General features: G+C 46.2%; 24 protein-coding genes, 2 tRNA genes and 3 pseudogenes. 15 read left to right on the top strand and 14 right to left on the bottom strand.

Features of this window, described 5'->3' with window-relative positions; all coding sequences use genetic code 11:
- From Q502_RS15020 to Q502_RS15005, 4 genes and pseudogenes are all read left to right on the top strand, one after another.
- Positions 1-156, top strand: a pseudogene (locus Q502_RS15020) (transposase); the annotation flags it as partial.
- A gap of 300 nt (positions 157-456) precedes the next feature.
- Positions 457-573: pseudogene (locus Q502_RS15015) on the top strand (MarR family transcriptional regulator); the annotation flags it as partial.
- 190 nt (positions 574-763) lie between these two features.
- Positions 764-1,737: pseudogene (locus Q502_RS15010) on the top strand (ABC transporter permease).
- Between the two features lie 32 nt (positions 1,738-1,769).
- Positions 1,770-1,934 (top strand): ATP-binding cassette domain-containing protein, encoded by a 165-nt coding sequence (locus tag Q502_RS15005; RefSeq protein ID WP_374704142.1) that lies wholly within the window; start codon positions 1,770-1,772, stop codon positions 1,932-1,934.
- Between the two features lie 61 nt (positions 1,935-1,995).
- On the opposite strand, the gene Q502_RS04385 is transcribed toward Q502_RS15005, so the two are convergent.
- The 10 genes from Q502_RS04385 to Q502_RS04340 form a co-directional block, all read right to left on the bottom strand.
- On the bottom strand, positions 1,996-4,473 hold the full coding sequence (locus Q502_RS04385) for a vWA domain-containing protein (protein WP_258002004.1): 2,478 nt from the start codon (positions 4,471-4,473) through the stop codon (positions 1,996-1,998).
- 193 nt (positions 4,474-4,666) lie between these two features.
- Positions 4,667-5,941, bottom strand: a complete 1,275-nt coding sequence (locus tag Q502_RS04380; RefSeq protein WP_375614302.1) for a recombinase family protein — start codon at positions 5,939-5,941, stop codon at positions 4,667-4,669.
- Positions 5,841-6,176: a recombinase family protein gene (locus Q502_RS15000; RefSeq protein WP_374704141.1), complete on the bottom strand. Its 336-nt coding sequence runs from the start codon at positions 6,174-6,176 to the stop codon at positions 5,841-5,843. Before Q502_RS15000 ends, Q502_RS04380 begins: the two co-directional genes overlap by 101 nt.
- Entirely contained in the window at positions 6,160-6,438 is a 279-nt protein-coding gene (locus Q502_RS04370) for a hypothetical protein (RefSeq protein ID WP_099831124.1), read from the bottom strand. Before Q502_RS04370 ends, Q502_RS15000 begins: the two co-directional genes overlap by 17 nt.
- Positions 6,422-6,751, bottom strand: coding sequence for a hypothetical protein (locus Q502_RS04365; protein WP_099831123.1), 330 nt, complete (start codon positions 6,749-6,751; stop codon positions 6,422-6,424). The genes Q502_RS04370 and Q502_RS04365 overlap by 17 nt, the downstream gene beginning before the upstream one ends.
- Positions 6,752-6,755: 4 nt before the next feature.
- A complete protein-coding gene (locus Q502_RS04360; RefSeq protein ID WP_099831122.1) occupies positions 6,756-7,049 on the bottom strand; it encodes a DUF3467 domain-containing protein in 294 nt (97 codons plus the stop codon).
- A gap of 32 nt (positions 7,050-7,081) precedes the next feature.
- Positions 7,082-7,576, bottom strand: a complete 495-nt coding sequence (locus Q502_RS04355) for a hypothetical protein (RefSeq protein ID WP_099831121.1) — start codon at positions 7,574-7,576, stop codon at positions 7,082-7,084.
- 224 nt (positions 7,577-7,800) lie between these two features.
- Positions 7,801-8,418 (bottom strand): hypothetical protein, encoded by a 618-nt coding sequence (locus Q502_RS04350; protein ID WP_099831120.1) that lies wholly within the window; start codon positions 8,416-8,418, stop codon positions 7,801-7,803.
- Positions 8,419-8,723: 305 nt separating this feature from the next.
- Positions 8,724-9,041, bottom strand: a complete 318-nt coding sequence (locus Q502_RS04345) for a hypothetical protein (RefSeq protein ID WP_099831119.1) — start codon at positions 9,039-9,041, stop codon at positions 8,724-8,726.
- Positions 9,042-9,088: 47 nt separating this feature from the next.
- Positions 9,089-9,634 (bottom strand): S24 family peptidase, encoded by a 546-nt coding sequence (locus Q502_RS04340; protein ID WP_099831118.1) that lies wholly within the window; start codon positions 9,632-9,634, stop codon positions 9,089-9,091.
- Positions 9,635-9,864: 230 nt separating this feature from the next.
- On the opposite strand from Q502_RS04340, the gene Q502_RS04335 reads away from it, so the two are divergent.
- The 5 genes from Q502_RS04335 to Q502_RS04320 all read left to right on the top strand — a co-directional run bounded on the left by Q502_RS04335 (position 9,865) and on the right by Q502_RS04320 (position 11,921).
- Positions 9,865-10,053: a hypothetical protein gene (locus tag Q502_RS04335; protein ID WP_099831117.1), complete on the top strand. Its 189-nt coding sequence runs from the start codon at positions 9,865-9,867 to the stop codon at positions 10,051-10,053.
- Between the two features lie 125 nt (positions 10,054-10,178).
- Positions 10,179-10,352, top strand: a complete 174-nt coding sequence (locus tag Q502_RS14270) for a hypothetical protein (protein ID WP_165775410.1) — start codon at positions 10,179-10,181, stop codon at positions 10,350-10,352.
- A gap of 65 nt (positions 10,353-10,417) precedes the next feature.
- A complete protein-coding gene (locus Q502_RS04330; protein ID WP_099831116.1) occupies positions 10,418-10,672 on the top strand; it encodes a hypothetical protein in 255 nt (84 codons plus the stop codon).
- Positions 10,666-11,379 (top strand): PD-(D/E)XK nuclease family protein, encoded by a 714-nt coding sequence (locus tag Q502_RS04325; protein ID WP_165775409.1) that lies wholly within the window; start codon positions 10,666-10,668, stop codon positions 11,377-11,379. The genes Q502_RS04330 and Q502_RS04325 overlap by 7 nt, the downstream gene beginning before the upstream one ends.
- Positions 11,376-11,921 carry a hypothetical protein gene (locus tag Q502_RS04320; RefSeq protein ID WP_099831114.1) on the top strand — a complete coding sequence of 182 codons (546 nt, stop codon included), beginning with the start codon at positions 11,376-11,378 and terminating at the stop codon, positions 11,919-11,921. Before Q502_RS04325 ends, Q502_RS04320 begins: the two co-directional genes overlap by 4 nt.
- Before the next feature lie 370 nt (positions 11,922-12,291).
- Here Q502_RS04320 and Q502_RS04315 read toward each other — a convergent pair.
- Together Q502_RS04315 and mnmA are read right to left on the bottom strand one after the other, a co-directional pair.
- Positions 12,292-12,367, bottom strand: a tRNA-Pro gene (locus tag Q502_RS04315).
- 14 nt (positions 12,368-12,381) lie between these two features.
- Positions 12,382-13,503 (bottom strand): tRNA 2-thiouridine(34) synthase MnmA, encoded by a 1,122-nt coding sequence (mnmA, locus tag Q502_RS04310; RefSeq protein WP_258002003.1) that lies wholly within the window; start codon positions 13,501-13,503, stop codon positions 12,382-12,384.
- Between the two features lie 220 nt (positions 13,504-13,723).
- On the opposite strand from mnmA, the gene Q502_RS04305 reads away from it, so the two are divergent.
- The 5 genes from Q502_RS04305 to hutH all read left to right on the top strand — a co-directional run bounded on the left by Q502_RS04305 (position 13,724) and on the right by hutH (position 18,150).
- Positions 13,724-14,446, top strand: coding sequence for a basic amino acid ABC transporter substrate-binding protein (locus tag Q502_RS04305; RefSeq protein ID WP_102819228.1), 723 nt, complete (start codon positions 13,724-13,726; stop codon positions 14,444-14,446).
- 49 nt (positions 14,447-14,495) lie between these two features.
- Complete coding sequence (locus tag Q502_RS04300; protein WP_099831112.1) at positions 14,496-15,143, top strand: amino acid ABC transporter permease; 648 nt, start codon at positions 14,496-14,498, stop codon at positions 15,141-15,143.
- Positions 15,140-15,892 (top strand): amino acid ABC transporter ATP-binding protein, encoded by a 753-nt coding sequence (locus Q502_RS04295; protein ID WP_099831111.1) that lies wholly within the window; start codon positions 15,140-15,142, stop codon positions 15,890-15,892. The genes Q502_RS04300 and Q502_RS04295 overlap by 4 nt, the downstream gene beginning before the upstream one ends.
- A gap of 5 nt (positions 15,893-15,897) precedes the next feature.
- Complete coding sequence (locus Q502_RS04290; protein ID WP_300980089.1) at positions 15,898-16,569, top strand: amino acid ABC transporter permease; 672 nt, start codon at positions 15,898-15,900, stop codon at positions 16,567-16,569.
- Positions 16,570-16,665: 96 nt separating this feature from the next.
- Positions 16,666-18,150 carry a histidine ammonia-lyase gene (gene hutH, locus Q502_RS04285; protein ID WP_102819227.1) on the top strand — a complete coding sequence of 495 codons (1,485 nt, stop codon included), beginning with the start codon at positions 16,666-16,668 and terminating at the stop codon, positions 18,148-18,150.
- 99 nt (positions 18,151-18,249) lie between these two features.
- Here the strand turns inward: hutH and Q502_RS04280 are convergent.
- A tRNA-Leu gene (locus Q502_RS04280) sits at positions 18,250-18,337 on the bottom strand.
- Between the two features lie 49 nt (positions 18,338-18,386).
- Here Q502_RS04280 and Q502_RS04275 point away from each other — a divergent pair.
- Positions 18,387-19,130, top strand: coding sequence for a type 1 glutamine amidotransferase (locus tag Q502_RS04275; protein WP_099831109.1), 744 nt, complete (start codon positions 18,387-18,389; stop codon positions 19,128-19,130).
- 702 nt (positions 19,131-19,832) lie between these two features.
- Here the strand turns inward: Q502_RS04275 and Q502_RS04265 are convergent.
- The gene (locus tag Q502_RS04265; RefSeq protein ID WP_243392467.1) at positions 19,833-20,801 is read right to left on the bottom strand and encodes a calcium/sodium antiporter; all 969 of its coding nucleotides are present in this window, start codon (positions 20,799-20,801) and stop codon (positions 19,833-19,835) included.
- Between the last annotated feature and the right edge of the window lie 70 nt (positions 20,802-20,871).

The following is a 20,871-nucleotide window of genomic DNA, read 5'->3' as shown; positions in this document are numbered from 1 at the left end:
GGTCTCTTTGAGAACTGGACATTGCAGGGTCTCCTTGACGAACTGGACACTATCGAAAGGTTTGAATCACCCGAACATGGCCGCTTGATCGGAGAAGTCACCAAAAAGCAGAAGGATATCTATGCCAAACTGGGTGTGGAATCTCCCTCGTTATAAATTGCCGGGAATGCAGGCTGGAAGCGGATTGAGACGATCTGAAATTTAGCCAGGAGAGTTCGTTGCCAAAAGGGGGAATTCCAGGATAGGCGTTTATAGAAATCAGAGAAGAGTTCTACTACAACTTAGCCGACTAGATATTTGTTTTGAGGATGGGACAGTGAAAGAGAATATGAGTTTGTACAAACTGCTTCTGGAAGTCCGCAGAGCGAGCTTCATCAAGAAGCGCGAAATCTTCTCCAGGTTCGGTCTTCATCGAGGTCAGCCGCCGTTTCTCTTCCTTTTTTTGAGAGAGATGGAAGGACGGTAAGCGAAATCTCTACAGAAATGGGCCTTTCCGCGGCGACTGTGAGCAAAATGGTGCCGAGAATGGAGTCGTCGGGGTTTGTTAGAAGAGTCAGGACGGATCGGATTTGAGAGTATTCAGGGTTTATTTGACAGAGAAGAGCAGAGAGATCCGGGTCGAACTTGAGCGAACAATGCTAGACGTAGAAAGACAAAACTTTTCTACCTTTTCTGTCGAGAAGCGCGACCTGCTCGAGCGGTTATTGAAGAAACTGAAGGAAAGACTCTCGAAGTGATAATCAAGACCTGACCTACCTAAACGATGGAATGCGGGGTGGAAGACTGGATGAAAAGACTCTTCAAATTCCTCAAACCATACTGGATCTTCGTCGTTCTGGCTCCTTTAGCAATGTTCCTAGAAGTTGCCATCGATCCCTTCCAGCCGAAGTTGCTTGAAGAAATCATAGACGTCGGAACCATGGATCAGAACCTTGACGTAATCGTGAGCGCGGGAAGCAAAATGCTAATGACAACTTTTGTCGGTGTTCTACGAGGAATCGGCCGCGTAATATTTCCGTTGATAGCGGCTCAAAACGCAGGCGCAGATATCCACAGGAGCATTTTCACGAAGGTACAATATCTGTCACGCGCAAAGCTAGACAAATACAGAACCGGATCACTTATCAGAAGAATAACAGATGATATTGTTCAATTTCAGCAGTTCGTGATGATTCTTCTAAGGATGTTCGTTAGTGCTCCAGTGCTGTTCATTGGAAGTCTCATAATGTCATTCTGATAAGCTGGAGACTCTCGCTTATCTTCCTTGTGATAATCCCTCTTGTCACATATCTTACTTTCGCCATTATGAAGAGAGTGTTGCCTCTTTTCTCTCGAGTGCAGCAGGAAATGGACAACGTGAACACTCGTATAAGAGACAACTTGTCTGGAATAAGGGTCGTGAAGTCTCTCGCCTCTGCCGAGTTCGAGTCAAGCAAGTTCAACGGCGCAAATGAAAGCTACACCGCAACTGCAATGAAGGCGGCGAGAACCATGGTGATTATCATGCCGCTTCTCTCACTCATACTGAATCTCGGCATAGTTGCCGTGATATGGTTCGGCGGAATTCAGGTGGAAGCCGGAGGAATGCAGACCGGTCAGATAATGGCTTTTGTAAACTACCTGGGCAGAATGCTTATGTCGATGATGATAGGCATGATGTTGATCTTTGTTTCGAGAGCTCAGGCCTCTGCAAAAAGAGTCCAGAAGTTCTTGACGAAACGGAAGAAGAGGACGTAAAGGCCGGAAAATCCCATGATCTTAGAGGTCCTATCGTCTTTGAAAACGTTGACTTCAGTTACGGAGACGGAGCCAACAAGATACTTCACAATCTGAACTTCAAAATAGACCAGGGTGAGACAGTCGCGTTCCTTGGAGACACCGGTTCGGGAAAATCATCTCTTGTCATTCTGCTTCCCCCCTCCAATTCTACTTGAAGCTGGGCTTTGTCGATACGGACGAGTGGGACGATGAGGAAAAGATATTGATGAAAGACCTCTAGTAACCGTCTTCGGGAAATAGATAGTCGTTGACCCTATCTAGCTTCCCTGCCATCGTTGTAAGCTGATCGGCCTTCAATGATATTTCACATGCTAGAGTAAGGAGGCCGACTGCATCCAGGACATACGAGAGCTTCGAAAGCTTCTCTGCAATATCGCCAAGAACGGGGTTTTTGTACTCCATGAGCCTCAGAAGCTCCACAATCAGAGGAACCGTCTCTTCGAAGATCTCGAGGATCGTTTCCCAGTTGTCGATTCTCTTGTGTTCTCCGAGAACCATGAAAGACCAGTCTTGCAGAGGATCCATCACTTCGGTTCTCATGTTCGCGAAATCCCTGTTCATACTCCAGCAAGCAGCGTAGAGATCGAGATCTGAAATTGGCAATGAAGCCAGACGCGCTGCTCCCGCCAGCGACTCCTCAAGCTCTCTGATCACTGGTTTTGTGAAATTGCGGTAAGTAAGGTCGGTGTAAACGACCTGCCGGATTTCATCTCTGACGCTGCCCTCATCCGAGTCTTCGCCGCCTTTTACCCATCCGACCATGTCGCCCTTTATTAGACTCAGAAGCTCCTCGGCCTTTGAAGGATCGGAAAGATAGGCCCTAAGCTTATTCTTCACAGCTTCAAGCACATCGTCGAGCAGGTCGTTCTTCACATAACTTACGAACTCATCCAGTAGTGCTTCGATTGATATCTGCTGTGCCACGCCGCTCCAGTTACCCGAGATAATGTCGGCGATAATCGAAGCGGTGGAGAGTATTATGTTCTTTGCAGAAGAAATCATGTCAGCGACTTCTTCGGCATGCTCTACTATTCTTCTCGTATCTCGGACCATTTCCAGCAGCTCATTTTCTACTCTCTCCGATTCAATTGCCGCATAGGCCGTTCCATTGAGAAATGCCCCTACCGATACATAGAATCTCTTCATAGCTTCCATTTCCCTGAGGTTCAATCCGTCAGAAGCGATCCCCTCTATCCAATGCAACGACTTTTCGGCAAACTCTTTGGATTCATTTACAGCGATCTTATTGCCGACAAACTCCTCCATGAGGCCTCTAATCTTCACTGATTCGAGAAATGCGTCGCCAGTCTGGGCAACAACGGAATCCGGAAACACTTCTCCCTGAACGAATGAAATCTCTCCTGAGCCTCTCAGTCGAAGTGTTGAATAGCTGTAAGAGCTTCTTCCATATCCATAGAGTCTATAGAGGTACTCTCCCGGATCAACCGACCGCAATTGCAGAACTCCATCTCTCGCAACATAGTTCCAGTTTGAATCGCTGAATGCTTTCAGATCACCCAACTCTCTCAGCAAGTCCATTTCCACGACTTTGTCGGGCAACGCACTACCCTCTTCATCGAAAACAGGAAGGTGGTAGTCCTCTGAACTCTGCAGATAGCCTTCTTCATCGAAAAACGGCGAGTACTTGAATGAGACTTGCTCATCACCCCTTCTCACGTCCACTTCAACTTCGAACCCTTGTTTCCGATAGTACTTTGTGATCTCATCAAGAGCGGATTTCCAGGAGAGGTAGTAAATCGATTCAGAAACGGGCAGCGCATCGACTTCGATGAGATCCTGTTTGAATGGCCAGCCCAGAGAAACGGCTCCTGCCAGATAGTTGAAATTCGATTCGCTCAACGCGGGATTTATGAGCCTGTCATAATTCTCCATGTGAGCCAGAGCAGACTCCTCGGGCTGGAAGTATTCCAGCTCAATGCCCCTTTCCTCCAGCGCGATTTCTACGGCCCTTTTCGTGGCGACACTACCTCCGGAAAAGTACCAGAACGGTCCGTAAACTGTCTCTGGGAGAGTATCTGTAATCACAACGATAACTGCCCTTGAATCTTCTCTGAAGTCAAGCTGACTGCCAAAGAGTATTGCGTCATAACTCCAGGTGTTTATGTGCCATTCGCCGGCCGTTTCGATTTCCTCGATAGCGAGAAGGAGTTCGTCCCTTTCCATAACTCCATGGAACGGATGGTCCGGTGATTTTCTTCCAGGCTCTTCCAGTGACGATGCTTCAAAGAGCAAAACCGCCACCCTGAAATCACATGAATCGTCTTCGAGTCGATTCACGAATTCCTTCAGTTCTGACTTGATCGACTCGATTTGACCCGCCATTGAGCCCGTCTTATCGATCAGGAAGACCAGGTCGATTTTCGAGGAAGATACTGATCTTTCCCAGAATCCGATGCCACCAAACTGGTCTTCTCTCTGATACGGAGCAATTTCGGCCTTTGACAAGACATTCCCAAACTCGTCAACGAGAGTCTCGGTTATTGCGAAGTCTTCGATTGAGAGTCCCGTAACCGGAACATCGCCGTCTTTGGCGCTGACAGAGCAACAAACCTGATGAATGCCGTTGTAGCTGAAATCCCATATTTGCCAGCTTTTGAATTCAAGTGTTCTCGAATAAGCAGTTGGGGTTAAGAGAAGAGAGAATAACAGAAATAGGAACCCTATCCTTTTCATTTGTTCCACCTCCAGATCGATCGATCAGAGGAGAAGACAAAGAGAACTACTCTCTGTAAGAACATTCTAGCAGATCAACTCAAACAAACGATCATCTGGAGAGCCAGGTGATTGCCCCTGGTTCTCACAAAAAAGAAACAGACCCTGAAGGGCCTGCTCTGGTCAGGAAGCCCTGCACCTTCAACACCACGGATCAAAGGAGCGGGATCTTCTGAGTGCCGAAGATCGATGCCATTTCAACGATTCGGGGGTCTTTCCATATTATCTTTGCACTTGAAAGGGTAAAATCAACGAGGTCTTTATGAGCGGCAAATGAATCGTCGCCGAGAAAGGTGTCAAGGAAGTCCTTCATTTCATCGACAGTGACCTTTGAGAAGCGCACCTGCTGAAGTCTGACCTTCGTTCTTTCCTCAAGCAACTTCTCTTTGTCTCTTTCGAGTTCTGAAAGACGATTTAAGAGACTCTGGGAATAAGTTCCAGATTCGACGGCTCTTGTTATGTTTTGAATGGCCGTTTCTATTGTTTGGATTTCATTGGCAATCTCTTCCACTCTTCCCTTTTGTGACTGACATTCGATCTTCTCATTTGCCATATCCGTGACGGCTCGAACGTCAACATTCGAGACCTGTTCTCTGAGATAGTGAACGATTACATTTGCTATCTTGTCTCTGCCGATTTTATGGTATTTATTATGGCGTTTACGACAGTTCCAGCAGTAGTAGGAACCACCTTTGTTTTTTGCGCCTCCGTAAGACCCACCCGAGAGAGCGAAGCCGCAATCGCCGCAGATCAATTTGCCTTTCAGGAGATAGAGGAGTCTCGACTCTTTCTGAATGCCCGGCATTTTCTGAACCCTTTGCCAGAGGTCGGGTGGCACGATAGCCAGCTTGGGTAAGTCCGCGCGGACTACCTCGCCTTTGTAATAATTAAACCGGCCCTTCTTTTTTCGATCGTTGAAGGAGTAAACGCCTTTATGTTTTTGATTCGAAATAACCCAGTCGATAGAGGCGTTTGTAAAAGCCTTCCCCCTTCGGGTTTTCCACCCCGATTGATTTACGTAGCGGGCTATCTGCATCGTAAGAACGCCCTCCACCCGCATTTCAAAGATCTCTCTTACCACTTGAGCTTCTTTCTCCTCTTTTTCAAAGCTCCAGTCCTTTTCAGAGACCTTAACTTTTCGATAGCCGAAAGGAACGATCCCTCCCAAGTATTGGCCTTTCTTCGCCTTCGTGATCATTCCCCTCATACTGTCTCTCGCAAGTTTCGCAGCGAAATACTCGGCCAGCATTTCTTGATTCGATTCCAGAAGAATGTTTTCGGGGCCTTCAATTGAAGGTTCGGACACAGATATGACTTTGATTCCGTATTCAGCTAAAAGCTCTTTGTATTTCCGAGCATCTAGGTGCGAGCGGGCAAATCTGCTGTGCTCCAGACAATGACATATAATCGAATTTTGATTCAAGAGCATCCTGGATGAGTTTCTGAAAGTCAAGCCTCTTTTCGATGAGAAATGCGGAAACGCCCCGGTCGGCATATTCCTTGACGATCTCGAAACCGTTTTTCTTGCAATATTCGAGTATTCGCTCAGTTTGACCTTCAACTGAAAGCTCTGTCTGATGCTGACTCGAGTATCTTGCGTATATTGCGGCACGCTTCTTTTTGAATGGGAAGTCTGCAATCCTTAATTCATTTACCTCGGTCAAGTCTTGAAGCGATCTTATCAATGAGTGCTATGCTGAAAGGGGATGGCAGTTTTTTGTCATTGAAATAATTAGATCTGTATAACTTGCAGAAATCAATGAGAGTAAGACCAACCGTTTCACCAGTCTGCGAATTTCTCCTGAGAATTATGAAATCGTCCTCAAATGGTTTTCCACGATCCGAGATTTTCCCGCGTTCTTTCACATAAAGAACGTCAGAATAGTCGTCATAGATGATGTTATAGCCATCAATCGTCGTTTTCACAATACTCATCTCCATAAGCGGTCTTGACATAGCCAAAATCCTCATGTTCAAAGTCTACCACAACAGAAATCACTAAGTTATCTGTTCGATTAACTTTAATATAGACATTCACGGTAGGATTCCACGATTCATCTTTTCTGTCTGGATCATCAATAACATCCATGATCTCGTATTCTCTGCCATACATTTCATCATGCCCACTTATTGCATGGTTCCAACTTTCATAAAACAGAACGACTGGAACGTTTCTTGTGTGGCTATGAGGTCCTGTCTTCCAGTATATTTGTCTTCCTTTGAATTTCTCGGGGCGCATAAGCCTAACCTTCTTTTTTGCTCTTCTTTTCATCTAATATAATTTGTCCAAATCGTTCCTCATATCTCTGTATCTGCTTACCCAGGATCATGTAGAAAGACTTTGCGTGTTGGGGACTCAAATAGACTCTGATAACGCTTTCCTCAATAACACCTCCAGAAAAATCATTCCTACCGAAATCAATAATGAAATCGTATAAGCCCACCTTGAATCCGGCGAAATTTGCGTAAAATGTTCTTTCTGAAGGAACCTCCGGTGCTCCAACCTCTTTTCTTGCTGCTTGTTTCTTCTCTTCCATCTCACACCTCCACTTTTTTGTGATAAACTGCCCTACTGAAACAATTCTCTTGTCTTTTCTACCCAATGGTCTCCGGGATTTGACTTACAAATATAGTGAAAACACGGATTGATCTGAATCCCGATTTTCTTTATCTCTTTCCTCAACTTATAGGCGAGTTTCAAGTTCTCGGTTGCCGCCTTCTTTGCTTTTTCTGGCATTTCTAACTTTTTATATGCATTCATTGCCGATATGTGCAAATAATAAAGGGAAAATACTGTGGCTGCTTTCTTCTCGCCAATAAGATACTCATATAGTTTAACTGAAAGGTTCGCATCAACAGAAATCAAATCCGACAAAACGCACCAGAAGACATCAATTGCTTTCTGTTGCACATTTTCCATCTCTTGATCATCCGATATATATCCAGGAGTATATTCGCCATTGATTAGCCATTCACCAGCTAGTTGCAAAAGAGATTCCTTTTCATGTGCGGAAAGTTTTTTCCAAAACTTCTCCATCCTATAGAATCTTATCGCCCCTTTCATTGTAGAAAACCACCTCTTCATACTTCCAGTATATGGACTCCCTTTTCATGAGTATTTCGAATATTGCGGAACTGAATCATTTTATGGCGGAGATTTGCCAATGATTGATCAACTTCGGGACTCCATAGCTTCTCTCATTGGAGATGAATGCTAGATTGCCATTTCCCGCTCTGTACTTTCTCATCAGGTCGCCACGCCACATAAGATCACTTCCTTTGACTCTTTTATTCTCTTTCTTCAACTTCTGTTATCTCTAACTTGAAGACCGTTTTTCTTTCCGTTTGCGGTTCCCAGATTAAATATCTCGGAGTATCTTGAGTCTTAAAAGCGATGAATAGAGAAGCATAACTAGATGTATATTGCTCGGCAGGAGCCAGCTCACCTTCCCGTCTCATTTCTTCGGAGTATTTCTTTCCATATAAAGGATCTGGATAAATAATCTCTCCCAATAATGTCTGCAACTTGAAGTCTTTGTAAGAAAAGCTCAGCGTTTCATTTAGCTTGCTTCTAACGCTTACCCCAAAACGAATGTACTCGCAATTCAATTCCTCAAGGTACGCCATTTCCTTCGATATACTTCGCCAGTATGCGATGTTTCTAAGTTCTGAATCAGTGACAAACAATGCTTTCTTTGCGAAAAAGATTTCTATACTAAGCCCCGCTCCTTCAGCGGATGTGCCTTGAGTTCCCTCAAAAACTAAAGGCTCATTATTGCCCGGTGGTTCCGGCTCTCCTTGACTAAGTTCTTTATTACTAACATCTAGTACCCCCGTCATAACCAAAAACAAGACAGCAACTAAGGCGGCAATTACAGTAAGAAGAAGAAGCGTGCTCTTTTTCATTGTCAAACCTCCGTTGTCAAAATAGCCTCGTTCCATAGCCCATCCCCCAACAGGCCAATTTCCAAACTAAGGTATGCTTCCCTATATGAGAGAATAACGCTTATTGCTGCGCATTCCTAATCCATTTTTGAGGCGGTATGAATTGATGTCTGTGCACTGAGTTTCAATACTTCAAAGCCATTTATTCTCCACTTTTATAGAATTGCTTGATAACCCCAACCCGAAGGGATCTCAGAATCCCGGTTCCTTTTTCCTCGCTCATAGCTCCTTAGGACGGGAAATGGTCTCAAGCTCTTTCGAGTGGTCTATTCGTTAGGATTGGTTGAAATCTCTTCTTCGGGTGACTTAACGTATGTAACGGAAATCTTCTTTGCAGATCGGTTATTCCCCAGAAGCCCCAGACCACCGAAGGCCACAACTTTTGCGAAAGTCTTGAACATTCGAATCTCTCCGCCATCATTTGCTTGAGATTGAACGGCATAGCCATCTGCCATCATCACTGCCATGTGTTCTTCGATCGTCTTGCGCTTGAAGTAGTACTGTTTTTTGAATGTGCCTTTGAGTTCGTAAGTAATGATTTTGACTTCAGGCAGTCCGCTTTCCTTTGCCCTTTTCTTCTTCATTACGTACCTCCCATATTATCTCGTACGCAGCTTCCCCAAAATGACCGCTAAAGACTTACTGTCCTACTTATAGCTTCTCCAATAATCTTCGCTTCTTTGAAATTCTCTTTTTCAGGATTGAGTGCAATATATATGAACTTGCCATCAAACAGCCTGCACTCTCTCAGATATAATTGTCCCTCCACTTCTATGAGCGCAATCATGCCGCTTTCCGGTTCTTTCGCTTCCGAAATGAAAACGTGCTCACCATTTCCAATTAGAGGCTCCATACTGGAATCCGCAACGACGATAACTGAAACACCCTCAAAATCGTAGACCATGTAATCAACTACCTCCATTCTTTTGGCAGGCAGTACGATCACAGGAATTTTTCTGCTCCCCTTTCCTACTAACAGGACTTCTTTCAATTTGAGATCGGCAGGAACTATCTGGAGTACTTCGCAGATTTTGTCAACGTGCACTTTCTTCACGTTCGCACCCTCTTCCCACCTCCTCACTGCACCTTCAGTTACTCCTATTGCAGCAGCAAAGCTGTTCCTGCTGTAATATTTATTCCGGTAATACTCCGCGAGTTTAGCTCCTGAAATGATCATAGAACACCCCTAAAAATGAAATCAACTAATTCGTATGAATTCTAGCATAAAGCAACGAGACGATGCAAACATCATCAAAGCGTGCTGATAATGCTAGCTACAGTGCAAAACCTGTAACGATTCGTAGTATATCGTAGTTATTCCTCCGTGCATGTTTTATTGCAAATAATGTGGTTCGGAATAACTCGTAGTGCAGGCATATACTTAATGCGAACGCAAGGAGGTATCAAATGGCTGTATTGGAGACTATTACATCATTTGCAAGGAAGAATAAGATCAATCCGAGGCTCATTCATGCTCTGGTCGAAAGATACAGGATTGAGCCCGACGCAGTTCATGAAAAGGTGAAGTTCTATCAACCAGATAGACTGCGTGAGCTCGTAAACAAAGTCGATAGCGTAATGAGGGTGATGAAATGAATCGCGTAGCCGAGAGGTCAGCGGAACTCTATCTCAAGAGGAGGAAAGAGAGTGAAGACCAAAGTCAGGTTAAGGGATCTCGAAAAAAGGGTTAGCTATTCCAAGAGAATTATGAGGTGGGCGTTTTGAGCATTGCGGGAGAGCGACAAGATCTCATTGACGAGATGGAAAATATCTTGTCAGAAATGAAGGGGGCTGATCAGGAGAAAAGAATGGAATTGGAGGAGTTGCTTAAAGAGAAATGGATCGAGCTTAAGGATTTTGACAGAGAGGTTAGGCGACTCAAAGGGTATAGATAAGGCCTCTCCGAAGAGAGACCCTTTGAGTTTCATGCTGAAAAATTATACCACAAGGAGGGTTCAAGATGAAAAGTGTTGACGTGATGTTTCTCCCGGGCGATAAGGTTTACCTTGAATGGGAGCTCGATCTGGGCTCTTTTACACCGGGAGACGTGGTGGAGACTCGAATTGGTGAATCCCAAAACACCTATATGGTTCATTTCAATAACGGAACGGCAGAATATCCGGAACACGAACTCGTTGACCATCCGGCGGCCAAGAAAAGAATCATCGCATTCTACAATGAGCAAATCGCAAGATTGGAGGGAGAGTTGTGCTAGACCACTTGCTTCCTTTAAGTGGGAGTCGAATTGATACATATCTCCGCTGCCCCAGACGGTTCTATATCGATAGGGTTTTGGGAGAGAAAGCGCCAGAGACCCCGGCGATGATTTTAGGAAAGGCTGTTCACGAGGCTTTAGAAATTTGGGTGAAGACAGGGGACAACGAGAAAGCTCTCGAAAAGATTGATTTCATTGATGACTACGAAACCGCCTTCAGGAGATTCACTTCAGGAAAGAGCCTTCTCAAGGGTTTTAACCCGAGGGCTCTGGAATTGAAATTCGGTCTTACGAAAGAGCTTAATCCTACCGGCTTCGACTCAGAGGACTGCTTCTTCCGTGGGATCATCGATTTAGTCTGCAAGAACGATTCCGGCTTTGAAGTGTATGACTACAAGTCTGGCTGGTCGAGACCCGATCCTAGACAGATCTTCGCCTATTCAATGGCTCTCAATAGGTTTGATAAAGACGTAAACAAAGCCGGCTTTATCCTGCTCGCCTCCCTCGAGGTGATTGATTTCTTTATCGGCGAGGACGAGTTGGAGGCCCAGCCCGGATTCTATTCATGGTCTATAACGAGCTTGACCAGAAGGAAACCGAAGATGACTTTCCTCAGAACTTCACGTCCTGCGGGTACTGCCCTTTCAGAAAGATGTGTTTTGACAACGGAGACGACTTCGAGGCGAAGATCAAGAACGCTTTCTTGAAGAGTGAGGCAGCTAAGGAGGTTAGGGCAGAGGCAAGAGAGATCGTAAAGAAAACAGGGGAGCCCATTCAGTTGAGTGAAGAGACGGCTTACGGACAGGTTGAAACGGTGAAGATAGACGTGGCCGGTAAGAAGGAAGAGAAGAAAGAGAATGAACTGAGGTTGATGAGGTGGCTCGTGGAAACCAACCCGGAATATATCAATATATCTTCCACAATACCTCAGGACTTGGAGATGCCGGAAGTTCTTCAACGCACCTGTGATGGTATAAAAGGAGATGAAAAGATGAAAAATATCTGTGTTTGGGTAGATGACCGCACCGCAAAAGCGTATAAGATCTGGCTGATTCAAAACGGGCTTTCAAGGCAAAGGCACCTAAACGACTTTATAAGAGAGGCGTGCGGGACCGCTAGAAGTCTCGCATTCGCTCTCGTTTGGGGAGTCGAGACTCTCGAAAACCTTTGCGAACGTTTCGAGATAACAACTGAGAAGCCGAAAGATATGAGGAAATCCCCCTGCCGCTGGAAGGCGACAAGGGAGTAACGATCTACAAGAATTACGACGGATCCATCAAGAATGAGAAAGACCTTTTCTCGTACCTTACAAAGAATTTCGAAGCCGACGAGATTAGATCAATCAGAAATGCCTGTGTAAGAAGAGGATTGATCATTAAGAAAGTCAAACAAGAAAGGGCCTCCCGAAAGGGAGGTTCATTTTTTCACGTTTAATCGCGTCATATTCAAAAGTTTTCGTCCGTCAGTATGAATTTTTACACTATTTAAGGAAAAACTTGCGAATATGCACCGGTTTTCGCCCACATTTTGATATAAGTCCGGCTGTTAACATATTTTCATTTGCGTTTCTGGAATCGGGTGGCAATAACGTTATCGGATCGAATCCGTGGTGTCGTGACTGGTCAGGAAGCGGGGACTTGAACCCCGGACCTCTGGTTCCCGAAACCAGCGTTCTACCAACTGAACTACTTCCTGTCTCGAGAATTCTATCACGTGTCGTCTTCACTTTCAAGAACGCTATTTCCCTCGATAAAGGCGCTGCCGGCTACTAAATCATCAACATAGAATACCGCAAGCTGTCCCGGTGTAACCGCCCAAACTCCTTCGGGGAAGTCTACCCTGACTCTATCGTCACCGATTAAGAATACTCTTGCAGAAACGGACCTCATCGAGCTCCGAATCTTGCACTCGCAATCAAACGCTTCAGCCGGATCAACAAACCAATTAAGATCTCTTCCGATGAGAGAGTAGGACACTAATCTCTCCCTCTGTGAGAGGACAAGCCTGTTCTTATCAGTATCGAGCCTCTTCACGTAATAGCGTCCCTCGCTCGAAATGCCGATCCCCTTGCGCTGCCCAATCGTATAGCCGAAAAGCCCGGTATGTCTTCCCAGAAGATTACCCATTTCATCCTCAATAGGCCCCGGTTCATCCTTCACGCCACGAGACTTGAGAAAGCTTCTGTAATCCCCGTGAGGTATGAAGCAAATCTCCTGAGAGTCCTTCTTAGAATGAACGGGAAGAGAAAGCCGACTGGCTTCTTGCCTCACTTCCACTTTTGTCGTGTCGCCTAGAGGGAAGAGGATTCTCCCGAGCTTGCTCTTCCTGATTCGCGAGAGGAAATACGACTGATCCTTTGAATTATCAAGAGCTCTCGCAATGAATAGCTCATTATCGTGCGCGGCCAATCTCGCGTAATGACCGGTCGCTATCTTTTCAACTCCAAACGAGCTCATTTTCTCCAGCAGCAACCCGAATTTTATCGAATCGTTGCAAACCACGCACGGATTGGGCGTCTCTCCGCTCATATACGAACAAACAAAGTATTCGAGAATCGATTCGAATTCTTCTCTTAGATCCACGATCGTCAGCTCTATTCCGAGGTGTTCGGCAACGCCTTTTGCCTCTTGTACAGCCGGGTTATCGAGTGAACTGCCCGGAATAACGATCATGTGATAACCAATTACATCGTTTCCCTGTCTAATTAATCGAGCGGCCGCGACGGCACTGTCGACACCCCCGCTCAATGCTATACCTAATTTCATGATAATCACCATCTCTATGTTAACAGCTGTTTTTGGCTCAAGTGTTGCTAAAGAGTATAATATCAATGGGCGATCCGCGGCGCACTCTGATTTTCGGCACCGTTTCGGCACCCGTTGATGACAACAGTCGAACTCGAAAAGGGATTTTGAAAGCATGGGCGATCGATTTTCAACTTCGGTGGTTCTATTTCGTATTGAACCCATAGTGCAAGAAGAAAGTCAGGTTTTCAGTATTGAAAGCTAATGGATATACAATCAATTCATCTTCAGTTTAAGGAGGGGTATCATGAAGAAAACATTGCTAGTAATGCTTGCTCTGGTGATTTTGGGAGGCTTCGCCTTTGGAGCAAAATACGTTGTCGGAACGAGCGCTGACTTTGCGCCTTTCGAGTCTGTGGAAAACGGGGTGTTTGTAGGCTTCGACATCGACCTAATCAACGCTATTGCAGAAGAGATGGGCTTCGAAGTCGAGATCAGAGACATGAGCTTTGATTCACTTATTGCCGCGCTCGTGTCGGGAAACCTCGATATCGTCATCTCCGGAATGACTATTACAGATGAAAGAGAAGAGGTTGTCTCTTTCTCGAAGCCATACTGGACGGCAGATCAGAGCGTAGTCGTTCGAGAAGACAGCGAAATGAGCGTCACTGTGTTGTTTGGCAAACACAACATAGGGGTACAGACAGGTACGACCGGAGACATCTGGGTAGAGGAAAATCTTGTTGAAACGAAGATCCTCACAGGCGATTTCAGGAGGTACGACACTTACGTTCTCGCCATGACTGACCTTGTAAACAAGAATGTGGATGCGATAGTCCTGGACGCACCGGTTGCTGAAAGCTTCGCTGAGGTCAGACCAGTGAAAATCGTTGCTATAATCAAGACTTACGAGGATTACGGAATAGCAGTAAACAAGGCTAACAAGGAGCTTCTTGAGCTTATCAACGAAGGGATTTCCAGGCTCGAAGAATCCGGAAAACTGAACGAACTTAATCTAAAGCACTTCTGATTGAAGGGCGGAGGTAGCCATAGATAAACTCGGATTAATAGTCGATTCTTTGCCCGCACTTCTGAGAGGATTGTGGGTAACACTTCAAATAACGTTTCTAACTCTGGGGTTGGGCCTGATTCTGGCCCTCCCCATTTCTTTTGGTCAAGTGTACGGCAATAAATGGCTTAAGGTATTCATCGCGGTCTACGAAAAGGTTCTGCGGAGCATCCCTGAACTTGTGATCCTCTTTCTCATATTCTACGGATTTCCTAGAATTGGAATAAGATTCTCTCCCTTTGCCGCGGTCGTAATCGGGCTTGGCTTCCGATCATCTGCCTATCAGTCCCAGATCTTCAGGGGAGCTATAAACTCCGTAAGTTCTACTCAGATGAGAGCTGCGAGATCATTGGGAATGACCAATTTTAATGGATTCATCAATGTCGTACTTCCCCAGGCTGTGAGGATCGCTCTTCCACCCTGGACAAACGAGTTCACCATCGTACTGAAGGACTCCTCGCTGGCATACGCTCTAGGAGTTACAGAGCTTCTCCGTCAGGGAGGATACATTATTGCCACGAAGTATGAGCCCATGTTGATCTACCTCACAGTGGCCGCAATGTACTTCGTCGTTACGATCGTTATTAACAAGAGTTTGGGAAGCGTGGAAAAACGCCTTGCAGTACCCGGATTCGATATAAAGGAGACGGTAAGATGACCAACGATAAAGTCGTGCTAAGAGTCGAGAACCTGAAGAAATCCTTTGGCGATAATGAAGTCCTTAAGGGTGTATCTTTCGAAATGAAAGAGGGAGAGACCAAAGTGATAATCGGCCCGAGCGGAACCGGAAAGAGCACTCTCCTGGCCTGTATCAACATGCTAGTCTCTCCAAACGACGGCAGAATTTGGCTTGAAAATGAAGAGATCACTTCTGCAAAGAACATAAACAAGATTCGTCAGGAGATAGGGTTTGTGTTCCAGGATTTCGGCTTGTTCAATCATCTTACAGCTCTCAGAAACGTTATGGTCGGCCTGACAAAAGTCAAGAAGATGGAAAAGAGCGCAGCAAAGGACCTTGCAATGGAGGAGCTGAAAAGAGTTGGGCTCGAGAAGGAAGCGAAGTTGTATCCTGCTCAGCTCTCTGGCGGTCAGAAGCAGAGAGTCGGGATAGCACGTGCGCTTGCCATGCAACCGAAGATTATCCTCTTCGACGAACCGACTTCTGCACTCGATCCAGAACTGATCGGCGAGGTCCTCTCAGTCATGAAGAATCTGGCTGAAAGCGGCATGACGATGCTGGTAGTCACTCACGAAATGGGATTTGCCAGAACCGTTTCGGACGAGATCATCTTCATGGAGCACGGTCACATAGTCGAGCAGAGTTCTCCGGAAGAGATGTTCAAGAACCCCAAGAACCCTCGCACAAAGGAATTCCTCTTTAAGCTCAACGAGCTGTACGGGGAGTGAATGAATTGGAGAGAATCTGGAAGATCGTTGTCAACCACTGGCCAAAACTCCTTGAAGGGCTCGGCGTAACGCTGGAAATGACTCTTATAGCCGTGGTCATAGGCTTTGTAATTGGGGTGATTCTTGCAATCGCAAGAGTATATGGAAACAAGTTCTTCTATGCTATTTCTACGGCGATTATTGAAGTGATCAGGGGAACTCCGCTGCTTGTTCAGCTGTTTATTCTGTACTACGGCCTTCCGCCCCTTGGAATGAACCTAACGCCTTTCACCGCGGCGATAATCGGTTTCGCAATAAACAGCGGATGTTATCAAGCAGAGTATTTGCGAGGCTCTATTCAGTCCATTGCGGGGAACCAGATGAAAGCCGCAAGATCCCTTGGAATGACAAAGTGGCAGGCGATAATGCAGATTATTATGCCCCAAGCGTTTAGAAGAGTTATCCCGGCGTGGACAAATGAGTTCATATACCTCCTGAAATACACCTCTCTAGCCTATATAGTTGGAGCACCGGAACTTATGGCCCAGGCAAAGTTCATAGCTTCTAGAAACTTCCAGTTTTTCGAAGTCTATCTCGTGGTTGGCGTTATTTATCTCGTTGTGGTTCTCTTCTTCACAAAGCTTTTCAGCATACTCGAGAAGAAGGTCGAGATTCCGGGCCTTGAGTGGGTTAGATAGAGCGATTGTGGTAAGTCTTTTTCTGATGGAGACTGCCTGATGATGAAAGATCGAACATACTCTTCAATTTTGATAACTCTCTCTGGAGGTGGGTAGGTGCAAATCGATGGAGAACATTTGACACTCTCTGGTCTCTACAATGTAGCATTCGGAAATGAGTTCTGCTCAATCAATGAACTCTCTGCCAAACTCCTCGATGAAAGAAGAGAGTCTCTGGAAACAAATAGCATGAAGAAGACGATTTACGGCGTGAATACGGGATTTGGAGTTATGGCCGATCATCGGATCTCCCCGGAAGACCTGGACGCACTGCAGAGAAATATCGTTCTCTCTCACGCGGCCGGAGTGGGCGAACCACTGAAGGAGGAACACGTCAGAGCGGTAATGTTGGTTAGAGCCAATTCACTCCTGAAGGGCTATTCAGGAGTTAGAAAGTGTGTGGTTCAGAGAATTCTCGATCTGCTGAATAATGGAATCGTACCGATTGTTCCGGCAAAGGGTTCCGTTGGAGCGAGCGGCGATCTTGCCCCTTTGGCACATATAGCGATGACGCTTATTGGTGAGGGGGACTGCCTCGTTGACGGAAAGCTCGTTTCTTCCTCACAGGCTCTTGCCAGCAAATGCCTTGAACCGCTTGTTTTGAAGGCCAAAGAAGGCCTCAGCCTTCTGAATGGAACCGCCCTGATGGCCGGATTGGCCGGGTGCTCAACCTATACTGCCTCAAGGCTACTCGATCAAGCTATCCTTGTAGCTGCGATGTCCGTCGATGCGCTGATGGGCAGTACCTCTCCATTTGACGAGAGAGTTCACAAAGCAAGACCTCATCGCGGTCAGACATATGTTGCGAAAAAGCTTAGAGAGTCTCTCGAGGGAAGTGAGATAAGGACTTCTCATCTCGATTGCGATAGAGTTCAGGACGCATACACGCTCAGGACTATCCCTCAGGTTTACGGAGCGGTGAAGGATACCATCGAATACGCAGAAACCGTCCTTGAGACCGAGATCAACTCGGCGACCGATAATCCTTTGATATTCGAAAACGGGGACGCGATTTCCGGAGGCAACTTCCACGGGGAGCCCGTCGCTCTAGTGGCAGACTTCCTCTCAATAGCTCTTACAGACCTCGGTAATATGATTGAGAGAAGAATAGACAGACTCGTGAATCCAAAGCTAAATGATCTGCCCGCCTTTCTGACAAACGGAGAAGAAGGTCTCAATTCCGGATACATGATCTGGCAGTACACGGCTGCCGCACTGGCTTCAGAGAACAAGACCCTTGCGCATCCGGCCTCTGCCGACTCGATTCCCACATCCGGCTTCCAGGAAGACCATGTGAGCATGGGAGCCTGGGGAGCAAGAAAACTCTGGTCGATACTGGACAACGTTGCGACCCTTATCTCTATTGAGGCGCTTCTCGCATTCAGAGCTCTGTCGTTTCGACATCCCAAGAAGTCCGGTTCTGTTATAGAGCAGCTGTTTGAAGAGATTGCAGGCATCGTTCCCGATCACAGAGAGGATCGTTATTTTGGAACGGAGTTTTCAAGTGTAAGAGAACTTCTATTTAAGAGGGCCGGTCTATAAGTAGATTGGTTTTCATAGAAGGAACTATCGATGAAAAGTTTTAATTGCACTCTAATTCCAGAAAAAAGAGGACGGATAATCGTCCTCTCGTGGAATTCTTGGTGCCGGGGGCGGGACTTGAACCCGCACAGGCGGTATGCCCACATGAACCTGAATCATGCGTGTCTGCCAATTTCACCACCCCGGCATCGCACAAATAGTAGTTTATCATTCGCTGTGAGAGGTGTCAAGAGTCAATGAAGGAAGAGACTGCACAGTCAATTATACGTTTGTTTGCACTGGTTATCTTTGCATGTTCCTTTCCAACTATGCTTACTGCTTCGTACGATAATAGAGGAGTCGTTGCCCTCTTTCTGAACGACCCGGCATATGAAGCCAAGCTATCACCGATAGAGCGTTCGCTTGCGGAACAGGGTATCAGGTACAGGATCTTCAAGATATTCAACGATGAGCTTCCCGAAGATGAAAACGAATACGCAGGCGTTATTATTGCAGGCGGCGATTCAATGAGGAACTACATCGACTGGAACAATAAGGTCTATCAGGGCGGAGAAATAATACTGAGGGGCGAAGTCCCGATACTTGGTATTTGTCTGGGTCATCAGATAGTCTCGAGAGTGTACGGTTCCGTTCTATATTACAGTGAGGAGCGCCGCTGGCACGAAGTAAGTTTTGTGAAAGAGGACAGGGTTCTCGAGGGCTTTGACGGAAGCCTTCTCGTATGGGAGAATCATGCCTACGCCGTCGCCTCGATTCCAGATCAATTCGAACTCTTTGCCAGGGGGAACGTAACCCCTATTCAAATGATCAAACACAAAGAAAAGGAGATCTACAGCGTTCAATTTCATCCGGAAACCCAGGCAGGTTTCCTCGGTAACCCGCCAGGCTGGAAGCTCATAAAGAACTTTGCAGAACTGGCAAAGGCCACTATCGAAGACCCGCCGCTGCCGACGGATAGAAGAAGAGTATTCCCCTACTGACCTTTCGACGATTAACAAGTCCTTAATGGTCAAATGAATTCCGTTTTGTCCGAGCAGAGATTTTGCAAATGGGGAGGAGTGCGGAGAGATGGAGATAAGAGAAGTCAATCCCTAATCACTCTCCGGGAGAGTCGTAAGGTGTGAGTATTTAAAGTGATAGATACTTTGACCTTTCAATAGAACGTACAGCGGCATATGGACGATTCAAATCTTCGTTAAGAGGTTTTCTGCCCAATACATTAAAGACTTTGCCCACAATATAAAAGAACCATTCAAGGCGTCGCCCATTGTTTAGGCGCTCACGAAAACGGTAAGGAGCTGGGGCTTTTGCTCTTTCCGAGAATGGAACGATTCTCTCCTTATCTGGTTCTGGAAGGAGTATAGACGAACAGGCGTTGGCACGGAACTTATGAATACCGCAAAAAAGAAGAAAAGGGATTGAGACGTCTAGTACTGGAAACTCAAAGCAGCAACTTTCCCGCGATCTCTTTCTACCTAAAGTATGGATTCGAGCTGACCGGGTTCGACACTGCCTGCTACACAAATAGAGATATCGATAACCACGAGTTCCGCATGGAATTCCACTATCTTCTTTATATAGGGCTAGCGTCCTAGAGGATCTTCTCGCTTCTGGTCTTGTCTGCAGTTGTCGGGATTGTTAGCACCTCCGATCATGTATGCGAATCTCTCAGCAGTCCTTCATCAGCCGCTTATTATTGTCGATACGATGAATGCACAGTAGATAATCATCAGCAGAACACCTTTTGGCCTGTCAAGTCTTTTTGTTCTGAGCAGAAGCAACGGCAGAACTATGGAAAGTCCCAGTGCAAAAGAGATTTCGACAACGAGAGACCTGTGGGCCAATATAGGCGATATCGTTGCCGAAACTCCCAGAACAAGAAGCAAGTTGAAGATATTCGATCCCACCACATTTCCTATGGCGAGATCACTGCGGTTCTTCTTTCCCGCCGCAACAGTGGTTACAAGCTCCGGAAGAGACGTCCCAAAGGCAACAATAGTCGTTCCTATAACCATATCGCTGACTCCGAAAACGCGAGCTATCGACGATCCCCCGTTAACCACAAGATTACCTCCGATAATTACACCGGCCGTTCCCCCGATAGTTGCCAGCCAGGCAAGTACCGGATACTTCTCAAAGAGCTCTATGTCTCTCTTTCCTTCTACTTCAACAATGTCGGAGATCTTTCTGTCTCTCTTCGCCATTGCGAACACATACATCATAAAGATGACAAAGAAAGTAGTCAACACTATTCCGTCGCTTCGCTGAAGACCGTTGCCATTTCCAAGTATCAGTGCTCCGCTTGCAACAGTGATCAATATCACAAATGGTATTTCATAGCTCATAGTTGTCTTGCTTACACCAAGAGGCGTCAAGAAAGCCGCGACTCCGAGGATTAGCGCCATGTTGGCGATATTAGATCCGAGAACGTTACCGAGAGCGATTCCGGAGCCCTTGACGGCTGCCTGAACGCTCACCGCAAGCTCCGGTGCGGAAGTTCCTAGAGCGACAATGGTCAGTCCGATAAGCAATTCAGAAATCCCGAGATTCTTGGCAATCGCCACAGATCCATCTATAAGAAAATCGGCTCCCTTGATCAGCAGAATAAAACCTGCGGCTAGCATCAGTAGGGCTATAAACAACGGCCACACCTCCACGAAAAGCAGCGGCATCCGCCGCCGCAACAAGACCATTATATTCAGTTTCGGTGAAGGAAAGGTT

The sequence above is a fragment of the Mesotoga sp. Brook.08.YT.4.2.5.2. genome, from assembly GCF_003351125.1.
Lineage (GTDB): Bacteria > Thermotogota > Thermotogae > Petrotogales > Kosmotogaceae > Mesotoga.
The sequence above is the reverse complement of the archived record's forward strand: the minus strand, read 5'-3'. Positions and strand labels throughout refer to the sequence as shown.